Origin of the sequence: Komagataeibacter diospyri (assembly GCF_043995075.1) — a bacterium.
In the GTDB taxonomy this organism is placed as follows: Bacteria; Pseudomonadota; Alphaproteobacteria; order Acetobacterales; family Acetobacteraceae; genus Komagataeibacter; species Komagataeibacter diospyri.
In genome coordinates, this window is sequence record NZ_CP171836.1 from 545,459 (window position 1) to 561,659 (window position 16,201).

Consider the following 16,201-nt stretch of genomic DNA (forward strand, 5'->3'; position numbering starts at 1 on the left):
TTCGGTATGTTTGTAAAAAGGTTTTTCCGATTACACCCATTGACAGAAACGGTTTCTCCCCATTTCGTGTTTGTGGGACAGATACCCCGTCAATAACTGACAAGCCAAAGCAAGGAGCATTCCGCATGGCACGCATCAATTCGTCTCTGAAGCCGTTCGAAACAGACGCCTTCCACAACGGAAAGTTCATCAAGGTGAGCGATGCCGACGTGAAGGGCAAATGGTCCGTCTTCTTCTTCTACCCGGCAGATTTCACCTTCGTCTGCCCGACGGAGCTGGAAGACCTGGCTGATAATTATGAGACGTTCCAGAAGCTGGGCGTGGAAATCTATTCGGTTTCGACCGACAAGCATTTCACCCACAAGGCATGGCACGACACGTCGCCGGCCATCAGCAAGATCAAGTTCGTCATGCTGGGTGACCCGACCGCCCACATCGCACGCAATTTTGATGTGTATATCGAGGAAGCGGGCGTGGCCGATCGCGGCACCTTCCTGATCGATCCGGAAGGCCGGATCCAGTACATCGAAATCACCGCAGGCAGCGTCGGCCGCAGTGCCGCCGAACTGATCGCCAAGATCGAGGCCGCGCAGTACGTCGCCTCCCACCCCGGTGAAGTGTGCCCGGCGAAGTGGAAGGAAGGCAGCGCTACGCTGACCCCGTCGCTGGATCTCGTTGGCAAGATCTGACGCAAGTGGTCATGGTCCGGCCCCACGGGGCCGGACCATCCACGCCACCTTTTCCCAAAGAGCGGAGTCCATTCCCATGTTGCAAGATCCCATCAAGACGCAGCTCAAGGGGTATCTGGCCAGCCTTGCGCACCCGATCGTGCTGGAGGCCAGCCTGAATGACACCCCCAAATCGCGTGAGATGCATGAACTCCTGCATGAGGTCGCCGCCCTTTCGGACAAGGTGCAGGTGTCCGAGACAGGACAGGCCTCCCGGCGTCCCAGCTTCCTCATCCACCGCGATGGCGCGAAAACGGGGGTGATGTTCGCAGCTATCCCGCTGGGGCATGAATTCACGTCATTCGTGCTGGCGATGCTGCAGGTCGGTGGCCATGCGCCAAAGATCCCCGATGACGTGGCGGCCCGGATACGCGCCCTGCCGGGACCATACAATTTCGAAACCTACGTGGCCCTGTCGTGCCAGAACTGCCCCGATGTGGTGCAGGCGCTCAATGCCATGTGCGTGCTGAACCCCAATATCCATAACGTCACGATAGACGGGGCGCTGTTCCCGGACGAAGTCGCGGCCCGCAACATCATGTCCGTGCCGCAGGTTTACCTCAATGGTGAACTGTTCGAGACGGGACGTATGGAAATCGAGCAGATCCTGGCGAAGCTGGATGCCGACGCCCCCCGGCAGGCCGCAGAAAAGCTGAAGGATATTGCGCCGTTTGACGTCCTGATTATCGGGGAAGGGCCTGCTGGCGCATCGGCCGCGGTCTATGCTGCGCGCAAGGGGCTGCGCACGGGACTGCTGGGCGACCGCTTTGGCGGGCAGGTCATGGATACCGCAGGCATCGAGAATTTCATCTCCATCCCCGAAACCGATGGCCCGAAACTGGCTGCCGCACTGGAAGCCCATGTCCGGCAGTATGATGTGGAAATCATTCCCGGCCAGCGCGCCAAGGAACTGTTTCCCGCGACACAGCCCGGCGGCCTGCATGGCGTGGTGCTGGAAAACGGTGCGGTCCTGCATTCCCGCACGGTCATACTGGCCACTGGCGCGCACTGGCGGCACCTTGGCGTGCCGGGTGAGGAGGAATACCGCAACAGGGGCGTTGCCTACTGTCCGCATTGCGATGGCCCCTTTTACAAGGGCAAGCGGGTCGCCGTGGCTGGCGGCGGCAATAGCGGGGTGGAAGCAGCCATCGACCTTGCGGGCATCGTCGCCCACGTGACGCTGCTGCAGCGTGGGTCACACCTGAAGGCGGACAAGGTCCTGCAGGACAAGCTGCACACGCTGCCCAATATCACGGTCCTGACCGAGGCCCTGACCACGCGGATCGAAGGTAATGGCCGCAACGTGACGGGACTGACCTATCGCGGTGGCGATGGCGCAGATCATCATATCGACCTGGAAGGGGTATTCGTGCAGATCGGCCTGCTGCCCAATACGGGCTGGCTGAAGGGCACGCTGAAACTGAACGACTTTGGGGAAATCATGGTCAATGACCATGGTGCGACCTCGATCCCCGGAGTGTTTGCCGCAGGCGATGCGACGACCACGCCCTACAAGCAGATTGTCATTGCCGTGGGTGACGGGGCGAAGGCCGCGCTATCCGCCTTTGATTACCTGATCCGTGTGCCCGCGCCAGCAGCGGAACAGCTGGTTACGGCCTGATTGCCGACCGGTCTGCTGTAATAAGTAAAGTAATAAAGGTTTCTGGATGCCGCCTTTTTTCAAAAAGGCGGCATTCCTTGAGTCTTGAAAAAGCTTCACCAAAAACTTCTTTATGGTTTGGTGGATACCGGCATGTGCGAATGCCACGCAACCCGGACGCCTTCGTGCCGTTCTGCACGCACAGGCGGCATGAAGGTGGCGTTGGCCGATCAAGACGCAACGCCGCAGCATGGACCACGCCTGTTGCCCCAAGATCCGGATGGAGACAGGCCAATGGCGTACAAGACAGTCAATCCGTATACCAATGAAACCATTGCAACATTCCCAGACCTGACGGATGCGGAACTGGCGCAGAAGCTGGACCGCGCCCATGCGACCTACAGGGAATGGTCGAAACTGCCATTTGACAGGCGCGCGGCCATCGTGGGAAAGGCTGCCGACCTGCTGCGCACGCAGAAAGATAAATATGCCCGCCTGCTGACGTTGGAAATGGGCAAGCTGTATCGGGAAAGCCTGGCGGAAGTCGAACTGTCCGCCGATATCCTGCAATATTATGCCGATAATGCCGAAACCTTCCTGGCGCCACAGAAGCTGAAGGAAAAAAGCGGGCGCGGGGACCAGGCCATGGTGGTCAGCCAGCCGCTGGGCATCCTGTTTGCGATCGAGCCGTGGAATTTCCCCTATTATCAGCTTGCCCGCGTGGTGGGGCCACAGTTCATGGCGGGCAATGTGGTCGTGGTGAAGCATGCGTCCAACGTGCCGCAGGCCGCCGCTGCCTTTGAACAGCTATTCCGTGATGCCGGTGCGCCGGAAGGGCTATATACCAACCTGTATGCCACCCGCGACCAGTTGGGCAAGATCATTGCCGATGACCGCGTGATTGGCGTCGCGCTGACCGGGAGCGAGGGGGCGGGCGCCATCGTGGCGTCGCAGGCTGGCAAGGCGCTGAAGAAGACCACCATGGAACTGGGTGGCAGTGACGCCTTCATCGTGCTGGAAGATGCCGACCTTGAAAAATCCGTGAAATGGGCGGTCTGGGGACGCATGAACAATGGCGGCCAGTGCTGTGTCGCGGCCAAGCGTATCATTGTGGCCGAACCGATTGCCGATGCCTTTCTGGACCGGTTTGCAACCGAACTGGGCAAACTGGTTCCCGGTGACCCGATGGATGAAAAAAGCGGCGTGCCGCCACTGTCATCACAGGGCGCTGCCGACCAGTTGAATGAACAGGTGGAACTGGCCGTTAAGAATGGTGCAAAGGTCATGCGTGTCGGCCCCACGCCACCCAACAGGGGCGCGTTCGTGCAGACCAGCATCCTGACCGATATAGCGCCTGATAATCCGGTTTTTCATCAGGAACTGTTCGGCCCGGTCGCCATGTTCTTCCGTGTGCGCGATGAGGATGAGGCCATAGCCCTGGCCAATGACAACCCGTACGGGCTGGGCGGTTCGGTGTTTACGTCCGATACGGCGCGCGGCATCCGGGTGGCTGAACAGATCGAGACGGGCATGGTTTATGTCAATCATCCCACATGGACGACATCAGACCTGCCCTTTGGCGGGGTCAAGCGGTCAGGCTTCGGGCGTGAACTGTCATCCATGGGCATACAGGAATTCGTCAACAAGAAGCTGATTGACGTCGTGCCGATCGATGCTGGCCCGTAAAACCTGTCGAAAGAAGTTTTTGGGTGAAGCTTTTTTCAAAAAGCGTCCTGAAACGCCGTCTTTCTGAAAAAAGGCGGCACCCGGAAACTGTTTATTTTCTGAACAGTCTTCCAGGCAGTCAAAAACACACTACGACGGGTTGGCCGGGGCCACCGGTCCCCGTGTGGCCTCACCGGTCGGTGCCGCCGTGGGGGATTGCGGGGCAAGTTGCGAAGTCCGTGTATCGGGCCGGGCCACTTTCGCGGCGGCGGTCGGGGCCGGTAGCCATCCCCCTTCAAATCCCGCGCGTTCCAGCCCCGCGCGGATATAGGGGTTGCGCTTCATCACGTTCCACACCAATCCGCTGCGCCAGTTTTCGATCATGAGCAGGATCGGCCCCTGATCGATGCCCAGATATTCCCGATCGGTCCAGAAGGTCTGCCCGTTGCGGAAACTGGGGTTGAACGCATCGACAAAACCGTACTGGCCATAAATATTCTGCCCGTAGCGGTTTTTCATGTTCTGCAGTGTCGGCAGCACGATTTCAGGCGCGAACGCAATGGACCCGGCTGCGGCGGTGGGGGCTACGGTGCCGTCATCCTGCGTATAGTCGCGGCCCGCGCCACGGGCGGAATAGGACAGGAAATGCCGTGACTGCCCATCAATCTGCCGGGTCACGTCACCGGGACCGTCACAGGCGGTCAGGCCCCACATCGTGGCACTGTAATCCTGCCACTTGCCAGGGTTGGCAATGGCATAGGCCCGCTGGGCATAGACGGCGCGGCGGCTGTTTTCAAAGTAATCGATCTGTTTTTCACGCGCCCATGCGTCCTGCACGCCACGAAAATCAATCCACGCATGGGTGTACTGGTGGCCGAAAAGGGGAGCGAAGTTCAGGAAGGTCTGGCCATAATAATCGCCCCAGCGCTGGTTGTTGGTCGCCAGCCACGCCTGCCACGATACGGGCGCCAGCGCATGGGTGGGGGAACCAAGGCCGAGGATATAGGCCATCATCCCTTCGCTGTAGCCTTCCCAGTAGCTGGGGATGAAGCCATGTTCGGGACTCCATCCCATGCTCAGCCGGTTATCGGGGCGTGTCATCCACTGCCAGTTGACGCGTTTGTACAACTGGTCCGCCAGGGTGCGGATCTCGGCTTCGCGTGGCGTCTGGCGGTCATAGAAGGACTGGACGAACAGCACGCCCTGCATCAGCAGTGCCGTGTCGATGCTGGACAGTTCGATATCGTGGCTGAAGCGCAGCCCCGTCCCCCGGTTTAGGAAATGGTAGTAAAACCCCTGATACCCCATCGCCCCGTCCGCCGTGTCGTTCTGCGGTCCGTCCAGAAGATAGTGCAGGGTGGCCAGCGTCCGTGTCGCGGCCTGCGTACGGGTGACATAACCCCGGCTGGCCCCGATGCCATAGGCTGTCAGCCCGAAGCCGATGGAGGCCACGCTGCTTAACGTCTGCGGTGATGGATAACGGTCAGGCACCAGCCCCGTTTTTGGATCCCCCGCATCCCAGAACCAGCGGAAGGTCCGATGTTCCAGATCATCGACAAGGGCATTATCCGCCACGCTGGCGGTTATATGGGGAACGGATGGGGTAGAGATCGCGTTGGCTGCAACACCATCCACGGCATATGCGGACAGGCCGGGCGAGGATAGGGCAAGGATCAGGGCTGACAGGAAGGCACGCGCGTGTCTTCCCCTTGGTCCAGAATGCAAGACTCAGTCTCCCGCCCGTGGCCGTCCAACCCTTATGAATTCAGATCGGGATTGTGGCAATATCCACGCAGGCGTCAGTGGGCGGAAGTTTCATTGCGAAGTGTAACTTTTATCTATGCAACAAAGACTGTCTGAAAATAAATCATTGATAAATAAAAATAAAAGTTTTCGGGTGCCGCCTTTTTTCAAAAAGGCGGCGTTTTCAAAAGTTTCCTCATGATTGCAGGATGTTCCGGATCCGACTTTCCAGACATCCTTTAAAACCCGCGCGCGTGTTTAACGCTCCGCCGTCCGGACCGCCGCAGGCGGCGGGGCAGGGGATTCCCAGCCAAGGCCAAGCGCTTTCTGCACGGCAATGTAGTCATTGGTCATGCTGGCCTGCGCCTGTGCCTGTTCCTGTTCAATCTGGACGCGCTGACGTTCCACATCCAGCGCGTCAATGACCGACAGGGTGCCCGCGCGCTGGCGCTGCCGGGCCAGTGCCCATGACCGGTCCGACGCCCCGCGTGCTTCCTGCAGTTTCAGCACATACTGGCGCTGGTGGCCAAAGCGGGACAGCGCGCCTTCCGCATCCTGCAGCGCGGACAGGACAACGCCCTGATAATGCGCAAGGGCCGCGTCACGCCCGCCCCTGGCCTCGCCCACGCGTGAATTGGTGCGGGCGAAGTTCAGGATGCTCCATTCCAGCGTCGGCCCGCCCATGTAGGAAAAGCTGTCACCCGAAAAGAAACGCTGCCCGTTGGCGGCGGTAAAGCCAACCGTGCCGAACAGGCTGATCTTGGGAAAATACTGTCCAATGGCCTGACCGATCTGGGCATTGTTGGCGGCAATGTCACGTTCGGCCACGCGGATGTCGGGACGCCTGCGCAACAGGTCGGCGGGATTGCCCACGGGAACCACTGCGGGTGGCAGGGGAATGGGTTCAGGTGGGGACAGTTGCGCATCAAGCTGTCCCGCCTCGCGCCCGGTCAGGGTGGCCAGCGCGTCCATATACCCGGCCTGCTGCGCCTGCATCGGGGCAATGGCGGCCTGCACCTGTGACAGCTGGCCCGAGAAGCGTTCCACATCTTCCTGCGACGCGGTGCCCTGCATCCGGCGTTGGCGGGTCAGGTCCAGCATGTTCTGTTCGATTTCAATGGTCCGCTGCATAAGCGCAAGCCGGTGCTGCACCCCGCGCAGGCTGACGTAATTGCGCCCTACATCCGCTGCCAGCCGGACACGGGTATCAGCCAGCTGCGCCATCTGGGCCTCGCTTTGCGCACGTGCGCCCTCATAGCCACGCCGGTTGCCGCCAAAGGGGTCGATTTCCCAGCTGGCGTCAAAACCCGCGCCATAGGAATCCGACTTGATGGCAGGTGGCAGCGACATGGTGTCAGGCTGTCCGCTGCCGCCAAGAACAGACGTGATATCGCCCGTAGGCAGGCGCGTACGGTCCCAGAACGCGGCCATGCCGCCACCGGGGAAGAACCCGGCAAAGCGTTCACGCTGGGTCGCGCGGGCGGTGTGCAGTCGTGCTGCCGCCTGTTTCATGTCAGGGCTGTTGCGTAGTGCCGTGGTGACAAGGTCGGTCAGCACCGGGTCATTCAATCCTTCCCACCAGTGCGACAGCGGGGCCTGCGCTGTGGTCAGCGCGGGATCGGCCCGGTGGAAACCGGCCGCGTGTTCCGCCACGGGGGCGACATGCGGCGGTCCCTTGTAATCGGGGCCTACGGAACAGGCCGCAAGCGTCATGCTCAGGGCAATGCCGGACGTGGCGCGCCATGCGGGACGAAAGGGGGAAAAGGGGGTCATGTCTGTCATCCCACCGTCATGCCAGCGTCTTTGGGCATTGGCCTGATAAGGAATACGAGGGGCATCATCACCAGCAGGGCGATGCCGAATATCCAGAACAGATCGCCATAGGTCATTACGGTCGCCTGCCGGGTAATCAGCGCGCTGAGACGCGCCAGACCGTAGTGCTGTACGAATTCCTGCCCCAGTGGAGAATTGGCGGTGACCGTTTCCTCGATGCGGGCGGTATGCAGGTCCATCCGGCGATCATGCAGTGTCGCTACCGCCGCCAGCCCGAATGACCCGCCAAGGTTTCGCGCGGCATTGAACAGGCCGGACGCATCTTCCGCATACTGTATGGGCACCGCACTGGTCGCAGCCTGATTAAGGAACAGCAGCGAAAAGAACTGCGCAAAGCCACGCACTACCTGCGACCAGAAAAAATGCGGCCCCGCGCTGTCCGGTGACAGATGCGCGTTCATGAAGCAGCTGACCACATACAAAAACATGCCAAACGCGATGGCCAGGCGGATATCGAGCTTGCGCACCAGAATGGGAAATACCGCCAGCATCAGCAGGGTGGGAATGCCGCTTATGGCGGCAACGATACCCGACTGTTCGGAATTGTAGTCGGGGACGGCGGCCAGGAACTGCGGGATCAGATACAGGATGCCATACAGCGCGCCACCCACCCCGAGGCTGAGGACAAACACCCCGAAAAAGCTTTTCTGCAGCAGGATTTTCAGGTGAATGACCGGCTGGCGCGAGCGGAACTGCCCGATCACCAGCAGGGCCATGCCAATGACGGACATGATGCTGAGTTCACGGATCATGTCGGATTCAAACCAGCGTTCGCGCTGCCCTTCCTCCAGCACGACTGTCAGACCACCCAGCCCCAGTATCAGCCCCGCCAGTCCGTAATAATCGGTATTGCGGAATTCGCCCCAGTCAATTTTACCCGCGGGCAGGCCGACAAACAGCAGGATGCCCAGCCCGATGCTGATGGGCAGGTTGAGGAAGAAGGCGTAATGCCAGCTCAGGTTTTCCGTCAGCCATCCGCCAATGACCGGACCGATCACCGGGCCAAGGACGGCGGTCATGCCAAACAGCGCGATACCCACTGGACGCTGGGCTGGCGGCAGGCGCGTGGCCACGATGGTCATGGCGGTGGGGATCATGGCCCCACCGGTAAAACCCTGTCCCACACGGCCGATAATCATGTGCATGAGATTGGGTGACAGCCCGCACCACATGGAAAAGATGGTGAACAGCACCGCTGCGATCAACAGGAAATTGCGCAGCTTGAATATGCGCTCGAACCATCCGGCCAGAGGGATCATGACGATTTCGGCCACAAGATATGCCGTGGTGACCCACGTGCCCTCACTGCTGGATGCCCCGATTTCGCCCTGGATGGTGGGCAGGGCCGAATTGACGATGGAAGTATCCAGCGTCGCCATCAGCGCGCCAATGGTACCCGCCGCCACCGCCAGCCACGCCGCCGCATCCGCTTTCTGCGGAACGGCGGGGCTGTTATCGTCTGTTGGCTGCGTGCTCACGACCCACCGCCGGTGGGGGCCGGATCACTGACCGGGACGGACGTATCGACCGCCGCCGTAACCGACAGGCCAGGGATCAATATCACGCGTTGTGCCGCATCGGGCTGGATATGGATGCGTACCGGCACGCGCTGTACTACCTTGGTGAAATTGCCGGTTGCGTTGTCGGGCGGCAGCAGGGCGAACTGTGCGCCCGTGCCCGGCGCGAAGCTTTCGACCGTACCGTGTATCGTCTCACCGCCCAGCGCGTCGACCGATACCCGGACCGGCTGGCCTGCGCGCATGCGGCGGATCTGCGTTTCCTTGAAATTGGCCACCAGATAGATGTCCTGCACCGGCACGATGGTCATCATATGCGTGCCAACGGCAGCATACTGTCCCACACGTGCGCTGCGGTCGCCCACGCGTCCGTCCACTGCGGCGCGGATTGTGGTGGCGTCCAGATCCACCTGCGCGGAACGCTGCTGGGCAATGGCCTGTTCAATACGGGCCTGTGCCTGCAAGATTTCGGCGCGGAACGTGGCGATCTGAAGCTGTGCCGATTTCAGGGCGGCGGTGGCCTGCGACAGTTGGGCATGGGCCTGTGCGCTGCTGTTGCGCAACTGGTCATAATGTTCATTTGTTTCGGCCCCCGTTGCGGCCAGCGCACGGTAACGGGCAACCTGCCGGTCGGCAAAATCAACCTGCGCCTGCGCTGCATCGCGCCGGGCCTGCGCCTGTGCAATTTCGGCGTCCTGCGCGTCGATCTGGGCCCTGGTCTGGATGATCGCGGCATTGCCCTGATCGGCCAGCGCACGGGCCTGTTCAAAGCGGGCGCGGGGATCACGTTCATCCATGCGCACCAGAACCTGCCCCTTCGTCACCGCCTGGTTTTCGGCCACCAGAACCTGATCGACAAAGCCTGCCACACGGGTGGACACCGTGACCTGATCGGCCTGCAGGTACGCGTCATTGGTGGACTGGATGAACCGCCCATGCGTCCACCAGTGGATCAGCCATGCCACGAACGCTATCACGGCAATGCCCGCGATACACGCCACAACCAGCCTGCGTATGGCGGCCTTGCGCGGGTCAGCGGGTTTTTTCGTATCGGACTGTGGCGCGCCGGACGGGGCGGGCTGGCCTGAGGGGGACGGGTCGGTTGGTGAAGTATCAGGCATGCGCCACCATATATGGAACGGTTCGGTACGGTTTTGTTAGGTGGACAATTCCGCATGGTCAAGCCACATATGGCCGCGCATCTGCGGCAAATCATGTTTGGGACGGGAAAGTTGGGATGTCGATCATGCTATGCAAGCCGCGCCGTTCGGGCCGCCCGACACCACAGGATTCCGCCCTGCTGGACCAGTACCTGCTGGACGTGGCGGGCAGGCTGTTCATTGCCCACGGCTATGCCGGGACATCAATGGGGCAGATCGCGCGTGCGGCGGGGGCCAGCAAGCAGACGATCTATCACCGCTATGCCTCCAAGGAAGCATTGTTCAAGGCGGTCATCACGCATCTCAGCGCCTCGCTGCTGGAAACGGATACGGAAGCTTCCCTGCTTGATCCGTTGCAGGCGCTGAAGGAAGTGTGCCGGATGCTGCTCGATTTCATCATGCGGGAAAACGTGATCGCCACGTACCGCATGATGATCGCGGATGGCTACCGCTATCCCGGCCTGATCGACCATGCCATGGACGAAATTGTCGGGCCCTTCCACGGGCGGATCACAACCCTGCTGACGGCTGCCGTGGCGGCAGGGCAGATCCGCAGCGGCACCGATAACGAAAGCACATCCCGGCTGCTGACCGGGATCATGACCGGATGGCCGATCCAGCAGCGCCTGCTGGGGCTTGATCCCCTGCATGACAATGTGGCACGCGCCGCGTTTCTGGATGCGGCATGGTCCATGTTCCTGTGCGGGGTGACGGGTTCAGTGGCGGGATGACATGCAATCCCTGCACGGGTATCCGGTCCGGCAGCATCAGTCCTGTTTTTCAAACGCACCGGCAATGGTCAGGGTCACGTCATCCCCCACCATGGGTACATAGGTCCTGATCCCGAAATCGCTGCGTCGGATGGTTGCCGTGGCCGCGAACCCGACCGTATAGGCCTTGTCCATCGGGTTGACGCCTGCGCCCACGTAATGCGCATGCAGCATGACCGGTCTTGTCACACCATGCAGCGTAAGGTTGCCCGTGATCGTGGCATTTTCCGCCCCGGCGGGCACGACCGAAGTCGAGGTGAAGGTCGCATTCGGGTAGCGGCCAGCATCAAACCAGTCCGCGCCCTGCAGTTCCCCGGTCAGCCGGTCGCTGGGGGTATAGAGGCTGCTGACTGGCACGCTGACATCCAGCCGGGATGCGGACAGGTGGGCGGGATCAAGCCGCAACGTGCCACTGATGCCTGAAAACATGCCGGAATAGGGCGTAAACCCCAGATGCAGCAGGGAAAAGGTGATCTGGGTATGGCCGGGTTCGATCCGGTAACGCCCGGCCTGCACGTCATGGGCAGGCGTTGCGGCCATCACCGGAGCCACGAGCAGCGCCCATATGCAGGCGGAGGCCACGGCGGGCGGAATGCTTTTTTTCATAGTGCAATGCCTTTCTCTTCTGGAAATGTCATCATCAGCCAAACCGGAAACCCGACAGTGCCTTGCCCATGACCGTATCGCTGTAATCGCGCACGCCCCGATCCGTCCCGGCGGCCCCCGCCGCGAACATGAGCGGCAGCAGGTGTTCGGGGCGGGGGTGGCAGATCCGTGCACCCGGCGCGTGGGTCCACCGGGTCAGGGCTTCGGTCCGTATGTCAGGTGGGGATTCCACCGCATGGGTCAGCCATGTGTCGAATTCCCGTGATACGGCATTTGATTGCGGGTTCTGCCCCATGAAATGATGCAGGTTGTGATACGTCATGCCCGTGCCCACAATCAGCACGTTCTGCGCGCGCAGCGGCTGCAGCGCCGCCCCGATCCGTATTTCCATCGCGGCGTTGAGATCGCGTTGCAGCGACAGTTCTACAATCGGGATGTCGGCCTGCGGAAATGCCAGCATGAACGGTATGAACACCCCATGGTCAAAGCCCCGGTCGGGGTCCTGCGCGTTTGGAATCCCCACCTTGTCCAGCAGGGCGCATACCTGTGCCGCAAGCTCGGGGGAACCCGCCGCGGGATAACGCAGCTGGTACGTATGGGGCGGAAAGCCGGAATAATCGTATATCAATGCCGGATGGGCGCCCGATGTAACCGTGGGCACGCCCGTTTCCCAATGGCTGGACATGACCACGATCCCGTCGGGACGCCGGGGCAGGGTGGCGGCGACGGCGCGCAGGTAGGCCGCCATATGGTCCCATGTATCCGGCCAGTCCATGAAAAAGCATGGTCCCCCCCCATGCGGCAGGAACAGGACTGGCTGTTGCGGCCGTGCTGTATCGTTATGGGGGGCGGGTTGCTGTTCCATGCCGGTTATCTTCCTGTCGGGGTCGTCATGATCTGTTCGCCCATCCGTATCGGTATCAACGCCCGGTAAGCGGATACGTTACGGCAGATGGGTGTGAAGGCGCCAGTTGTTGCTAACCGGCAGCATCATGAAAAAGGTATCACGATGCTGTCTGGCAACATGGTTGTGCAGATGGCTTCGGGAGACGCCGCTTTTTTGAAAAAGCGGTAATCAAAAGCTTTTCTTTACATATCAAAACGGTTTTTAGAATTTTATCTGGAACATCGACATGATTGCATGGAAATGTTCCGCTGACGGAGTGCGCGTGACCTGCCCGTATTCATATTGCACGGTCGTACGGATGATGCCCGTGGGCCACCAGTTCACGGCCAGTGACCCGGTCTGCTGGTCGCCGCCGTGGATGGGGCCAGATTCAAGGTCAGCCTGTGAATAGCGGGCCGCAATTTCCAGCACACCATAGCCATTGCACAGGACGCTCTGTTTCCTGTCGCATGATGGCGAGGAAAACGCCGCCGTGCGGCCCTTCCACTCCCGCTGCCTGCCATTGATGGTATAGCCAAGCTGTCCGTACCACCCATGGAAGCGCAGTCGCTGGTTACCGTTATTGATGCGGCTGTTCAGCACGATGTCATAGGCTTCGCCCTGAAACAGAAGTTTTTTCCATGACACGGCGGTCTCCACCCCGAACGCGCCCGCGCTGTCGGACAGGATTTTCCCTGTATTGAGGTATTTTGAAACCGTCCCCGGATTGATTTCCGGATTATCGGACAGGGACAGCACCGGCGCCGCGTTGCCAGCGGATGCGGGGCGGAACACCCACTCCCCCGAAAACCCGACATGAAGCAGCACGGAACGCGTCCGGACCGGCAGCCCCACAAGGCGGAAGGCCATGGCGCGCTGATTGCCGTTTTCGCCTGGTCCTGCGGTGCCTGCGGTGGCGGATAGCGCGAAATGATAGCGTTTTCCGTATGTTTCCGCCTGCACCGCCTGTCGTTCGATACCCGTGGCCAGGTTGCGTGTCAGGGTGGAAATGCTGGAGCGTTCGATAAAAACGGTATCACCCTGTGCCTGCATGGATTCAAGGCCGAAGCTGGGTTTGAAAATTCCTGCCGTGAATACGAAATGCCGCAGCCCGACATAGGAAACCTGACCTTCAAACAGGCGCATCGGCCCACCGGGTGTCGGCCCGAAATCCCAAATGGCCCCGATTTCGACCTGTTTGTGGATATTCAGCCGCACGCCATTACGCATGCGTGCACCCCGTGCCCCCGTACCCGGACGGGTGGGGGATGCATTGGCGAACCCGCCCACATCAAGCTGGTCCGTGGCATAGGGTTTTATGGTCACGCCATGCAGGTCAATGGTGGGCACGCTCTGGGCGCGGGTCGTGCTGGCGTACAGCAGCACGACGGCACAGAACGCGGACCCGGCTTGCAATCGGCATGACAAGGGACGGTACTCTCCACGCAATGCACAGGGGTGACCCGCAGCCCATAGCATGGACAGGCAGGAGGACAGGCCATCAAATCTGTGCAGGTGCGTGTTGCCCGCTGGGAAACACGGGCGCATGGACAGGCAGGCGGGCTATGGTCCCCGGTCTTGTCCCCCGGTTCGTATCATTCGGGGATCAGCCGTGCGGGGTTGCGTTCATCCGGGTGGTCTTTTGCACGCATGACCCGGCCAAAGGCTGTGTGGCCAAAGTCACGGGTATAATCGCCATCGGTCCACACGGTCCGGCCTGCGACCATGACATGGCGTACGACACCGGGCGGGCGATTGATGACCTGACGGCAACCAAATGCGCTGCGATAAACGAATTCATAGGTTTTTTCCGGGTCCCAACGGCGCAGGGCATCGGGGTCGATCACGCACAGATCGGCCTGCGCGCCGACCTTCAGCACACCTGCGTTTAGGTTGAAGAAGCCGGCAGGCAGGCCGGTCAGGCGGTGCACGGCGACAGCCACCTGCCGCGGTCCGTCAGGCTGGGCCATTTTCAGGGTCCGCAGGTTTCCGTCATAAAAGGCGATATTGGCCAGATGCGCGCCACTGTCATTGAATCCCGGCAGCGTGTGTGGATTGAACAGCAGTTTCTTCAGCGTGACCGGATTACGGTTGGCAAAAGTTGTCTCCCACCGCAGGTCGGTATCCCATTGCCGCAGCAGATGGATGATGAAAGTGGCGTCATCCCCGACAGGGTTGGGAAAGGTTGCGAAAAACGCGGCTTCTTCCGGATTGACCGCCCCATGGCGTCCTTTTGTCGCCTGCCATTGCCGCAGGCGATGATAGGGGTACTGCAGTGTCTCGCCCTGCCACAGGGACAGGGGGCATTCAGTCACCTTCATATCCGCCAGTCGGCGGGTCAGCACTGTATCCTCCAGCCGCAGCAGCCGGCGCAGCCGTGCGATGGACCATCCTGTCCTGCCTTTCAGCCACATCGCCCGGAAGGCTGCGATCCATTGCGGGTCATCAAGGATGCGCAGGCGTCCTGCCCGGTCATCCAGTTCCAGTTCATTCAGGGCGCGCAGTTCGGGTATTTCGTCGGCGATGGGATTGATTGCTCCGTCGCTCCATATCCGGAACGTGCCTGACAGTACCTGAAAACGGAATATCCCGTCCAGCAGCCGGGAGTTGAGGATGGCGGACAGCATGAGGCACATCGTGACCGCTGCGCGATTGGTCCATAGGTCGATCGCCGCCAGCACCGTTGTGCGCAGCGGGCGGCCGAACAGGCGCCCGCTGGTCAGCAGGAAGGTGCGCACCGCCTCGATGATGTCATCCTTGGGCGGGGTCGCCTGCCATACGCGCCCGTAACGGCGGACGACATTGGTCAGCTGTGCCAGTTCGCGGTAGCTGGCGTACTGGGTCGGGATCTTGCGTTTTTTATGCGGGTTGTTCGCCAGGAAGTGGAAGGGCAGGGCATCGGTGGAAAAACCTGCGTAACCCTGCGCCATGCCCGCATCCACCAGACGTTCCATCTGTGCGCGCTCGCGCTTGGTGGGGGGGCGGGTAATGGACTGCTGCAGCCCCATGACCGCGATGCGCAGCATGGAATGGGGGATGAGCGGGACAACATTGGCACCAAGTGGCAGGCGGGAAAGGTGATCCAGATACCCCTGTGAATCGGTCCAGGTACATCTGTCCGCCACGCGGGCCAGCACGGGTTTTGGCATGTTTTCCACACGGGCGAAACAGTCCACGATGGGGTCTTCCCCCGCGCTGCGCTGGTGGCCATAGGTCACGCCGATGGAACAGTTGCCGATTACCACCGTGGTGGTGCCGTGGCGCACCACTTCGGGCAGTTCGGGGGCCAGTTCCAGTTCAAGGTCCAGATGGGTGTGGATGTCCAGCAGCCCCGGCGTCAGCCACAGGCCGGTGCAATCTACCTGTGTCGTATTTTCATCAAGGTCCAGTGATGGTCCGATCGCCACAACCCGGCCGTTGGATATGGCAATGTCTGAAATGACAGGATGGCTGCCCGTGCCATCAAAAAAAAGCGCATTGCGATAAACGGTATCGGGCACGCAGGCCTCCCCATGACACGACGCGGGCATGGCAGCATACATGACGTGTTCGGCCATGGATGGTGTATCCCGCATTCATGACAACAGTCGGGCACGGGTGGGGTTGCGTAAGACACTGTCGGTGACATCACAAAATGATCCGTCGCCTGCCATGCGCTCTGGTCATATCGCGCGGCCGTGCGTATGCAGGCAT

The 16,201-nt window shown here is 60.8% G+C and carries 12 protein-coding genes; 4 read left to right on the forward strand and 8 right to left on the reverse strand.

Features of this window, described 5'->3' with window-relative positions; genetic code table 11:
* Window positions 1-125: 125 nt before the first annotated feature.
* The 3 genes from ahpC to ACE2AA_RS02495 all read left to right on the forward strand — a co-directional run bounded on the left by ahpC (window position 126) and on the right by ACE2AA_RS02495 (window position 4,014).
* On the forward strand, window positions 126-689 hold the full coding sequence (gene ahpC / locus ACE2AA_RS02485; protein ID WP_141259727.1) for an alkyl hydroperoxide reductase subunit C: 564 nt from the start codon (window positions 126-128) through the stop codon (window positions 687-689).
* Between the two features lie 76 nt (window positions 690-765).
* Window positions 766-2,349, forward strand: coding sequence for an alkyl hydroperoxide reductase subunit F (gene ahpF, locus ACE2AA_RS02490; protein ID WP_395370989.1), 1,584 nt, complete (start codon window positions 766-768; stop codon window positions 2,347-2,349).
* Window positions 2,350-2,622: 273 nt separating this feature from the next.
* Window positions 2,623-4,014, forward strand: a complete 1,392-nt coding sequence (locus ACE2AA_RS02495) for an NAD-dependent succinate-semialdehyde dehydrogenase (protein WP_141259729.1) — start codon at window positions 2,623-2,625, stop codon at window positions 4,012-4,014.
* Window positions 4,015-4,143: 129 nt separating this feature from the next.
* Here the strand turns inward: ACE2AA_RS02495 and ACE2AA_RS02500 are convergent, their stop codons facing one another.
* The 4 genes from ACE2AA_RS02500 to ACE2AA_RS02515 all read right to left on the reverse strand — a co-directional run bounded on the left by ACE2AA_RS02500 (window position 4,144) and on the right by ACE2AA_RS02515 (window position 10,207).
* Window positions 4,144-5,718, reverse strand: a complete 1,575-nt coding sequence (locus ACE2AA_RS02500) for a glucoamylase family protein (protein ID WP_395370991.1) — start codon at window positions 5,716-5,718, stop codon at window positions 4,144-4,146.
* A gap of 276 nt (window positions 5,719-5,994) precedes the next feature.
* Window positions 5,995-7,509, reverse strand: coding sequence for an efflux transporter outer membrane subunit (locus ACE2AA_RS02505; protein ID WP_227002320.1), 1,515 nt, complete (start codon window positions 7,507-7,509; stop codon window positions 5,995-5,997).
* 5 nt (window positions 7,510-7,514) lie between these two features.
* Window positions 7,515-9,047 carry an MDR family MFS transporter gene (locus ACE2AA_RS02510; RefSeq protein WP_395370992.1) on the reverse strand — a complete coding sequence of 511 codons (1,533 nt, stop codon included), beginning with the start codon at window positions 9,045-9,047 and terminating at the stop codon, window positions 7,515-7,517.
* Complete coding sequence (locus tag ACE2AA_RS02515; protein ID WP_141259733.1) at window positions 9,044-10,207, reverse strand: HlyD family secretion protein; 1,164 nt, start codon at window positions 10,205-10,207, stop codon at window positions 9,044-9,046. Before ACE2AA_RS02515 ends, ACE2AA_RS02510 begins: the two co-directional genes overlap by 4 nt.
* A 116-nt stretch (window positions 10,208-10,323) precedes the next feature.
* Here ACE2AA_RS02515 and ACE2AA_RS02520 point away from each other — a divergent pair, with 116 nt between their 5' ends.
* On the forward strand, window positions 10,324-10,977 hold the full coding sequence (locus tag ACE2AA_RS02520; RefSeq protein WP_141259734.1) for a TetR/AcrR family transcriptional regulator: 654 nt from the start codon (window positions 10,324-10,326) through the stop codon (window positions 10,975-10,977).
* Between the two features lie 36 nt (window positions 10,978-11,013).
* On the opposite strand, the gene ACE2AA_RS02525 is transcribed toward ACE2AA_RS02520, so the two are convergent.
* From ACE2AA_RS02525 to ACE2AA_RS02540, 4 genes are all read right to left on the reverse strand, one after another.
* Window positions 11,014-11,622 (reverse strand): YceI family protein, encoded by a 609-nt coding sequence (locus ACE2AA_RS02525; protein WP_395370995.1) that lies wholly within the window; start codon window positions 11,620-11,622, stop codon window positions 11,014-11,016.
* A 34-nt stretch (window positions 11,623-11,656) separates the two neighbouring features.
* Complete coding sequence (locus ACE2AA_RS02530; RefSeq protein ID WP_395370996.1) at window positions 11,657-12,487, reverse strand: DODA-type extradiol aromatic ring-opening family dioxygenase; 831 nt, start codon at window positions 12,485-12,487, stop codon at window positions 11,657-11,659.
* Window positions 12,488-12,730: 243 nt separating this feature from the next.
* Window positions 12,731-13,894, reverse strand: a complete 1,164-nt coding sequence (locus tag ACE2AA_RS02535; protein WP_395372086.1) for an OprO/OprP family phosphate-selective porin — start codon at window positions 13,892-13,894, stop codon at window positions 12,731-12,733.
* A 209-nt stretch (window positions 13,895-14,103) separates the two neighbouring features.
* Complete coding sequence (locus tag ACE2AA_RS02540) at window positions 14,104-16,008, reverse strand: amidohydrolase family protein (RefSeq protein ID WP_395372088.1); 1,905 nt, start codon at window positions 16,006-16,008, stop codon at window positions 14,104-14,106.
* Between the last annotated feature and the right edge of the window lie 193 nt (window positions 16,009-16,201).